This window comes from Streptomyces silaceus, from assembly GCF_001419745.1.
Lineage (GTDB): Bacteria > Actinomycetota > Actinomycetes > Streptomycetales > Streptomycetaceae > Streptomyces > Streptomyces silaceus.
Genome location: NZ_LIRJ01000546.1, coordinates 1 through 5,712, shown reverse-complemented (window position 1 = coordinate 5,712; position 5,712 = coordinate 1). Strand labels below are relative to the sequence as shown.

The window sequence follows — 5,712 nt, the reverse complement described above, 5'->3', positions numbered from 1 at the left end:
GGTGCCGCGCTCGCCGGGCGTCGTGCCCGCCTCGTACCAGCCCGCGAGGTTCTCCCGCTCGGGCGGCGGGACGTCGAGGCTGCCCTGGCGGGTCAGGCCGAGGCCCATCAGGGGCGCGTCGACGCCGATCGCGGGGATCCGCACCCGGTCGGGCGGGGAGGGCGGGAGCGGCGCCGGGCCCCGGTCGCGGGCGGCGGCCTCCCGGTCCTCGGGGACGCCGGGACGGGCGGAGGCGGCCTGCGCGGCGGAGGGCTGGGGCGGCGGATGCGACGCGGCGCCGCTGCGCAGCAGCCACGCCCCGGAGCACAGCGCCACGGCGGTGACGGCCCCTATGACGACGTTGGCGGTCCTTCCGCGAGGCACGCGGCGCCCCATGACGGTGCCGGTGGTCCTCGCGCGGGGCGCGCGGTGCGCTGTGTCCGCGTCGGTGGTCCTCCCGCGGGGCGCGCCGCGCCCTATGTCGGTGTCGGTGTCGGCGGTCTTCCTGCGAGGCATACGGCGTCCCCCTCGGGGTCGGGCGGGCCGGGCCCTCGTCCCCCTCCCCGCCCGCGAGGGGACACGGGCCGGGAGGGGGCAGGGGTGGCGGTACCGGTGGACAGCGGAGGATGTCCGTCAGATCCTGTCGCCTCTCGCCCGGCGGTGCAGGAGCCAGGTACCGCCCGCGGCGGCGACGGCCAGCGCCGCCACTCCCGCCGCGGTCTGCACGGGGTCGGGACCGAGCGCGCCGCCGACCCCCGTCTTCACGTGTCCCTTCGGGTGCGGCTGCTGCCGCTCGCCGGCCGCCGCGGTCGAGGTGACCGTCACCATCAGATCGCCCGCGACCTGCTTGTTCTTCACGCCGGAGCCGCCGGACCCCGAGCACTTCGCGACGATCTCGTACGTGCCGGGCTGCGCGGACGGCGGCACCTTGAACTGCCCGACCGCGTCCTCCTGGTGCGTGCTCGGCGCCAGCGTGAACGTGCCCGCGCCCACCGCGCTCGCGTCACCCGTCGCGGTCCCGCCCGAGCCGCAGGCGGTGGTGTTCACGGTGACGGTGGTGCCCGGCGTGACGGTGGCCGGGTAGATCTCCAGGCCCCCGGACGGCGCGGCGTACGCGGGGGAGGCCGCCGCGCCCGCCGCCGCCACGGCGAGAGCGGTACCGGTCAGCAGGCGGGCGATGCGCATGTACTCGTTCCTCCGAGAGCCTTCGCGGAGGAACGGCCCGCGGCACCCCCAAGTGCCGCTGCGTCGGTCGAACCCCGCTCTACCGAGGTAAGTGGCACTCGGCAGCGCACGCCTCCTGATGAGCCATCAGAAAGGCGGGGAAGAAGCGGCCCGCGGCCCGGTGGCGGCGGCGTTCCAGCAGGTCACCGGCGTGCGGATGCCGACAGCCCGAAGGGTGCGCGCGGCGCCTGTGAATGGGTGACCCCCCATCCGTGGCGGCTCCCGCCGCGGGCTCAGAGCGTGTCCCAGGGCACCTGGTCGTAGGCCCCGGCCACCGTCGCCATCAGCTTCTCGTCCACCGCGAAGGCGACGCCGTCGATCCGCCGCACCGGGCTGACCCCCCACGCGTTCGTGACGAAGGCCGCGGCGTACGACGGCAGGTCCGCCAGCGTCACCGGCGCGTGCCGCGTGGGCAGCCCCGCGGCGGGCAGCCGCCCCTCGACCAGTTGCATCGTGATGCCCGCCAGATGCGGGGCGTCGGGCCACACGACGTCCGTGCCGTCGAAGAACGCGATGTTCGTGACGGCGCCCTCGCTGATCGTCCCGTCGGGCCCGGTGAGCAGCGCGTCGTCGAAGCCCGCGCGCCGCGCGAGATCGCCGTGGCGCGCCTGCGCGAAGCCGCCCAGGTGCTTGATGTGGGCGAACGGCCGCTGATACGGCACGGACATCAGCGCCTGCGCGCGGTCCGCCATCGTGGCGGCCAGCTCGGTGGGCGGGCGGACCGTGACCATGAGGGACGGCTCGTCGTCGGGGGCGTGGACGTAGACGCGTACGGAGGCGTCGGGGGTGTCGTCGCGCAGGATGTGCCGGACCAGGCCGCGCACCCGCTCCCCGTCGAGGTCCTGCCCGAACAGCTCGCGGGTGGCCGCGTCGAGCCGCGCCAGATGGCGGTCGAGACCGCGCACCCTGCCGTCCCTGACCTGCATCGCGGTGAAGTGCCCGGTGGTGACGAGGGCCGGCCACAGCAGGCTCTCGGCGGTGGCGGGACGTCCGTCGATCTCAATGCGCTGCGCCGGCGCGGTCGTTGTCATGGGCGCCACGCTACGAGACGCCCTCGGGCGGCGTCCCCTCCCGGGGCTCCCCGCTCGGGTCCCGCTCCTCCACCAGGCGGCGCGGGCCAGGTCCCCGCTCGCCCAGCTCGTCCCACGGGTTGGACAGCGCGCACTTGGCGAGCGAGAGGCAGCCGCAGCCGATGCAGTCGGTGAGGTTGTCGCGCAGCCGCTGGAGGGTGCGGATCCGGGCGTCGAGGTCCTCGCGCCAGCACGCGGAGATCCGGGCCCAGTCCTCGCGGGTCGGCGTGCGGTCCTCCGGGAGCAGCCCGAGCACCTCGCGGATCGTGGCCAGCGGGATGCCGAGCCGCTGGGAGGTGCGGATGAAGGCGACCCTGCGCAGGGCGTCGCGGCTGTAGCGGCGCTGGTTGCCCGTGGTGCGGCGGGAGGTGATGAGGCCCTCGCGCTCGTAGAACCGCAGGGCGGAGGGGGCGACTCCGCTGCGCTCGGCCAGTTCGCCGACGGTGGCTTCCTTCGCGCGCGGATCCAGGGAGGCGCTCATTTCGTCAGCGTAGCCGCAGGCGCCGCTTGACCTGAACCAAGGTTTAACTATGAACCTTGGCGCATGACTGAGACCACGTCCCCGTCCCGCCCCTCCGACGCGTCCGCCTCCGCCGGGGTCCCCGGCACCGGCGCCGATGCCCCGCTGCGCGTCGCCGTCGTCGTCGGCAGCAACCGCGAGGGCCGCTTCGGACCGATCGTCGCCGAGTGGCTGCTCTCCCGGGTCCGCGAACGCCCCGACTTCGTCGTCGACGTCGTCGACCTCGCCGAGTCCGACCTGCCGACGGCCCTCTCCTTCGACCCCGGCCACGCCGTGGCCGCCGAGCTCGGCAAGGTCACCCCGAAGCTGGCCGCCGCCGACGCGTTCATCGTCCTCACCCCCGAGTACAACCACTCCTACCCGGCGTCCCTGAAGAGCCTCATCGACTGGCACCGTCCCGAATGGGAGGCCAAGCCCGTCGCCTTCGTCTCCTACGGCGGGCTCTCCGGCGGCCTGCGCGCCGTCGAACACCTGCGCCCGGTCTTCGCCGAGCTGCACACCGTGACCATCCGCGACACCGTCTCCTTCCACAACGCGGGCACCCTCTTCGACGACGAGGGCAACCACCGCGACCCGGCTCAGGCGAACGCGGCGGCCAAGACCCTGCTCGACCAGCTGGCCTGGTGGGGCTGGGCCCTGCGGTCGGCCAAGGCGGTACGGGCGTACGGGAGCTAGGCCTTCGCCAGGCGGGCGGCCGCCGTCAGGCCTTCGGCAGGCGGACCACCGCCACCGCGCCGCCGTCCGGCGCGTTGGAGAGGTCCACGTCGGCGCCGATCACCTGGGCCTGGCCGAGCGCGATGGTCAGGCCGAGGCCCGTGCCCTGGCCGCGCTCCTGCACCCCGGTCTGGAAGCGCCGCGGGCCGTCCTCGAGCAGATGGCCGGGGAAGCCGGGGCCGTGGTCGCGGACCGTGACCTCGACGCCGTCGACCCGCACCTCGACCGGCTCGGCGCCGTGCTTGCGGGCGTTGCCCACGAGGTTGGCCAGAATCCGCTCCAGGCGGCGCGCGTCGGTGCGGACGAACGTGCCGTACGCGCTCCGCGTGCCCTGCGCCGTGAACCCGGCCGGCGAACAGCCCGCGCGCTCCCCGATCGTCTCGACGAGCCGCCCCAGCGGGTGCACGTCCAGGTCCGGCTTCTCCACCTCCGCGTCCAGGCGCGCCACTTCGAGCAGGTCCTCCGTGAGCGTGCGCAGGGCGAGGACCCGGTCGCGCACCAGCTCGGTGGGGCGGCTCGGCGGCAGCAGCTCGGCCGCCGTGTGCAGCCCGGTCAGCGGGGTGCGCAGCTCATGGGCGACGTCCGCGGTGAACCGCTGCTCGGCCTCCAGGCGCTGCTGCAGCGACGCGGCCATCGTGTCGACGGCGGTGGCCAGTTCGGCGACCTCGTCCTTGCCGTGCCGCAGGCCCGGCGGGCGCGGATGGTCGATCCGGGCGTCGAGGTCGCCCTGGCTGATGCGGCGCGCGGTGGCCGCCGCGGTGCGCAGCTCACGGCTGAGCCTGCTGGACAGGGCGGCGCCGCCGAGCGCGGCGAGCCCGACGACGACGGCGCCCGAGACCATCAGCTGCCGGTCGAATTCGGCCATCTCGTCGGCCTGTTCGTCCAGCGACTGGCGGACGGACAGCACATGGCGCGGGTTGTCGCCGACCGGCCGCGCCGCCCAGACGCAGGGGTCGTCCGAGGCCATGTCGAGGTAGGTCTGGCGCTGCCCGGCCAGCGCCGCCTGCCGCAGCGGCGCGGGCAGGGCCGGGTCGTCGAGGGCGGATCCTGTGTCGTCCTGGTCGACCTGCCCCGTCAGCTCGTACAGCTGACGCACCCGCACCAGCTGCGCCACGGCCCCCGAACGGGCGCTCTCGCCGACCTGGTCGAGGCGGGCCTTGTGCACGAGCAGGCCGATGGCGACGGCGACCACCGCGCAGCCCACGGCGAGCAGCGCGGTGATCTTCCAGCGCAGGCCCAGGCTGTTCAGGGCGGCACGGATCCCGGAGCGGGGCGCCTTCCTGTCCTTGGCCGCGGCGCGGGGGCCGCGCCGCATCAGGGTCCTCCGGGTGCCGCGGACCGGGACGGCGAGGGCGAGGGTTCGGTCTTCGGTTCGGTCTCCGGGCCGGTCTTCGGTTCGGTCCTCGCGTCGGTCTTGGGCTCGGTCCTCGGCTTCTTGTAGTCCTTGACGTCACTGACGGTGGACATCCGCGCGCCGTCCCAGTGGAAGCGGACGGCCTGCTCGCCGCCGTCCGAGCAGGGCGTGCGCACGAGCAGGTCGGGGCCGATCGTCTCCACGGCCAGACTCCGGCCGGAGGTGAACAGGATCGGATAGACCTTGCCGCCGCGCTCGGTGTAGACGGCCAGGATGTTGCGCCCGCTCTCCGTGTCGGCGGCCACGAGCATCTCGGGCTTCTTGTCGCCGGTCAGGTCCACGAACATCGGGGGCCGCAGCCCGGCCCGCCCCGGGCGGTCGATCATCCCGCGGTCGGCGAGCGGCCTGGTGCGCGGGTCGGCCCGCAGGATCGCGTGGACGTCCATCGAGGCGAGCCCGCCGGACCCCACCTTCGGCAGCCCCTTCAACGGCTCCGGAGGCGGCTGGTGCGTGCCCGCCTGGGCGCCCGGCGCCCGCGAGGAGGCGCTCGCCCAGGCGGGCCAGNNGCGAGCGCGGCGAAGGGGGCGACGCCCAGGAGGACCAGGCGGCGAGGGAACGGGTTCATGGGTGGCTGACCGTCGTGAAGGAGCAGGTGGGCAAGGGCTGGTGGTGACCGGCCCGGGGACTGCACCGGGGATTCGGCAGAGGGGCCGGCCACCGCTCTCGACGGTAGGAACCGTCCATCACGGAAATCAGGAGGTTGTGTAACAGCCGCGAATAAAGGCGCGGGAATCGCCATGTTCGGGACCTTCGGCCTGGTCTGTGTCCTCTGGCGGGCGGGGGCTTCAGGG

Annotated in this window: 5 protein-coding genes and 1 pseudogene; 1 reads left to right on the top strand and 5 read right to left on the bottom strand. The window is 74.7% G+C overall.

From position 1 onward, the window contains the following. From AOK22_RS36325 to soxR, 4 genes and pseudogenes are all read right to left on the bottom strand, one after another. A pseudogene (locus AOK22_RS36325) lies at nt 1-375 on the bottom strand (class F sortase); the annotation flags it as partial. A gap of 237 nt (nt 376-612) precedes the next feature. Next, complete coding sequence (locus AOK22_RS36320; protein ID WP_055702940.1) at nt 613-1,164, bottom strand: hypothetical protein; 552 nt, start codon at nt 1,162-1,164, stop codon at nt 613-615. Between the two features lie 272 nt (nt 1,165-1,436). Beyond that, complete coding sequence (locus AOK22_RS36315; RefSeq protein WP_055702942.1) at nt 1,437-2,234, bottom strand: aminotransferase class IV family protein; 798 nt, start codon at nt 2,232-2,234, stop codon at nt 1,437-1,439. A 10-nt stretch (nt 2,235-2,244) separates the two neighbouring features. After that, on the bottom strand, nt 2,245-2,754 hold the full coding sequence (soxR, locus tag AOK22_RS36310; RefSeq protein WP_055702939.1) for a redox-sensitive transcriptional activator SoxR: 510 nt from the start codon (nt 2,752-2,754) through the stop codon (nt 2,245-2,247). Between the two features lie 63 nt (nt 2,755-2,817). On the opposite strand from soxR, the gene AOK22_RS36305 reads away from it, so the two are divergent. Then, nucleotides 2,818-3,468: an NADPH-dependent FMN reductase gene (locus AOK22_RS36305; protein ID WP_055702938.1), complete on the top strand. Its 651-nt coding sequence runs from the start codon at nt 2,818-2,820 to the stop codon at nt 3,466-3,468. Nucleotides 3,469-3,493: 25 nt separating this feature from the next. Here the strand turns inward: AOK22_RS36305 and AOK22_RS36300 are convergent, their stop codons facing one another. Further along, complete coding sequence (locus tag AOK22_RS36300) at nt 3,494-4,822, bottom strand: sensor histidine kinase (protein ID WP_079037061.1); 1,329 nt, start codon at nt 4,820-4,822, stop codon at nt 3,494-3,496. Nucleotides 4,823-5,712 lie beyond the last annotated feature (890 nt).